A 2,482-nucleotide genomic window follows, 5' to 3' on the forward strand; every position below is an offset into this window, starting at 1 on the left:
AAACCCCCCCGCCCCACCAACACCCCGCCCCGGGCCCCGCCCCGCCGCCCCACCCCCCCTGGGGCCCCCCCCCGGCCCCCCACATGGGGCCCCCCCCCCCACCACCGTTGCGGCCTTGAAGGCGACGGCCGCTCCAAGCGCGAGTTCGGGAACCGCCAGGTTCCCAATGTCGCATTGGAGACGCTCAGCGTCCCAGATGCGACATCGGGAACACCGGACCGCCGGAGGTGCCGGGCCCAGCCGGCGCCCCAAGCAACCCGCCCCTCGAGAGGGTCACAGCCATTCGGCGTCGGTGGCGATGCGGATCGCGTGGACCCGGTTGCGGGCGTTGAGTTTGGTGACGATGGCCGCCAGGTAGTTCCGGACCGTCCCGGGGGAAAGGAAGAGTTCGGCCGCGATGTCGGCGACGTCGCGCCCGAGCGCGGTCACCCGCAGGATCTCGATCTCGCGTGTGGTCAGCGGGCAGTCGTCGGTTTCCCAGGCGGCCAGCGCCAGTTCGCTGTCGATCACGCGCCGTCCGTGCGCGACGGATCGCACGGCGTTGGCCAGTTTGTCCGACGGCGCGTCCTTGAGCAGGAAGCCGTTGACCTTCGCGTCGAGCGCGCGCCGGACGGTGCCCGGGCGGCCGAGGCTGGTGAGGATCAGCGTGCGGCAGCCGGGCAGGCTTTCGCGGATCTCCATGGCGGCGGTCAGCCCGTCCTTGCCCGGCAGGTCGATGTCGATGACCGCGACGTCGGGCTGGACGGATTTCGCGGCAGGGAGGATCTGGTCACCCGAAGCGACTTGGGCGACGACCTCGATGTCGGATTCCAGGTTCAGCAGTGCGACGAGCGCACCACGGACCATGTGCATGTCTTCGGCAAGCAGCACTTTGATCACCACGAAGCACCTCGCACCCCAGTTCAGTGGCTCCGCCGTGATTCTACGGCAATCTCAATCGCCGCGGTGATTCCCGGAATACGCTTTCCGGTGCGGCGATCGGGGGACGCCGGGCACGTCCTTGTCCGCAGCCGGATGCCGCAACGGAATCGGCTTTCACAGCGCGTCCAGCTCCTGAGGCCAGCAGACGGCCTTCCTGGTGAACCCGAGCAGTTCGAACTCCGAACGCGCCCAATCGATCCGGATCCGGATCGCCAGTTCGGGGGCGACGGTCAGCAGGAACCGGCCGGGGCCGCCGCCGACCTTGAAAACGCCGTAGGTCAGGAAAGCGGATCCGTCGCAGACGGCGAACAACGCGGTGAAAACCGTCGCGCGTTCGCTTTCCGGAATCGAATCCAGCCATTCCAGCCCGCCGGTCAGCTCCAGCCGCACCGCCATCCGAGCCTCCTCACCGAACCGCTCCCAGCATGGCGGATTTCGGCGGCGTCGCGCGTCTCGCATCCTGCGCCGGACGAGCACGAACATGCCGAAGGGGACGCCCCACGCGGGACGTCCCCTTCGGCCGAGCGGTTTAGGTCGTGTCCTGTAAGTATCTCCTGGGGCGCCGACCTGCGGAACGGGAGCAGGGGACCTTTGGTGTCGCGGGAGGGGTGTGTGGATATAGGGACGTTGAACCTGGATCCACCGGTGTGTTTGTTGGGTGATCTTGGTGGGGGTTTTTGATCGTGTGTCTGGTTGGTGGGCAGGGTGGGTTGCCGGTCGTCTCATCCGGTGTGTCCACTGTGGTCTGGTTGTCGGGGCGGGATCAGGCTGTTCGGTGCGTTGTGGCGAAAAGTGCCTGGTAGGCGGCTTGCCAGGGCCAGTTGGCGGGTAGTCGCAGGGTGATGCGGCGGGCGGTGCGGGTGATGCGGGCGGGAATGGTGATCAGCTGTTTGCGGAGGGTGCCGGTGCGGGCTTTGGCGTGGAAACCGCTGGTCAGGCAGCCTGCGGCGCGGAGCAGGTTGTGGGTGAGGCAGGCCAGGATCAGCCAGGCGTGGTTGGCGGGGAAGCGGCCGGAGGGGAAATGGGCGAGGGCGGAGTCGTTGAGGTCGGCGAAGACCTGTTCGATGATCGCGTGCTCGCGGTGATATTTGTCGGCGGTGTGCAGGTCGAAGCCGGTGTCGGTGAAGACCGCGTGGTAGTTTCAGACGCGGAACAACTCACCCTGGTCGTTCCGCTTGAACCTTGGGGTCCGGCGAACCTGCAACCGGGCGGTGACCTGACGGCCGGGATTCTGGGTGGTATTGACGAACGCGGTCAGGGTGGTTTCGGCGATCTCGGCGTGTGTGATCAACTCGCCGGTTTCGGGGTCGGGGATCGGGTGCCGGTAGGCGATCGTGGTCCAGGCGTCCTCGTCGATGCCGTTGATCGCGGACTTCACCGCCGCATTTTTCTGGGCGGTGACTGAGAACCAGGCGCCCGCTGCGTGGATCGCGGCGATGATCGGGCCGGTGAAGAACGCCGAATCCGCGCGGACCACGATCGTCCCGGTCGCCCCGGCCCGGCGCGCGAGACCGATCGCCTCGGTGATCATCGACGCGGCCCCGCGCCGGGAATCACAGTT

General features: G+C 67.5%; 3 protein-coding genes and 1 pseudogene. All 4 read right to left on the reverse strand.

Annotated features, from left to right (window positions below; genetic code table 11):
- Positions 1 to 273: 273 nt before the first annotated feature.
- Complete coding sequence (locus ACIHAO_RS41865; RefSeq protein WP_396567718.1) at positions 274 to 882, reverse strand: response regulator transcription factor; 609 nt, start codon at positions 880 to 882, stop codon at positions 274 to 276.
- 153 nt (positions 883 to 1,035) lie between these two features.
- On the reverse strand, positions 1,036 to 1,317 hold the full coding sequence (locus ACIHAO_RS41870; protein WP_396567720.1) for a DUF6235 family protein: 282 nt from the start codon (positions 1,315 to 1,317) through the stop codon (positions 1,036 to 1,038).
- Positions 1,318 to 1,684: 367 nt separating this feature from the next.
- On the reverse strand, positions 1,685 to 2,026 hold the full coding sequence (locus tag ACIHAO_RS41875; RefSeq protein WP_396567724.1) for a transposase: 342 nt from the start codon (positions 2,024 to 2,026) through the stop codon (positions 1,685 to 1,687).
- A 36-nt stretch (positions 2,027 to 2,062) separates the two neighbouring features.
- Positions 2,063 to 2,482 (reverse strand): annotated as a pseudogene (locus tag ACIHAO_RS41880) (IS1380 family transposase); the annotation flags it as partial.

Origin of the sequence: Amycolatopsis sp. NPDC052450, from assembly GCF_044547565.1 — a bacterium.
Classification (GTDB): domain Bacteria; phylum Actinomycetota; class Actinomycetes; order Mycobacteriales; family Pseudonocardiaceae; genus Amycolatopsis.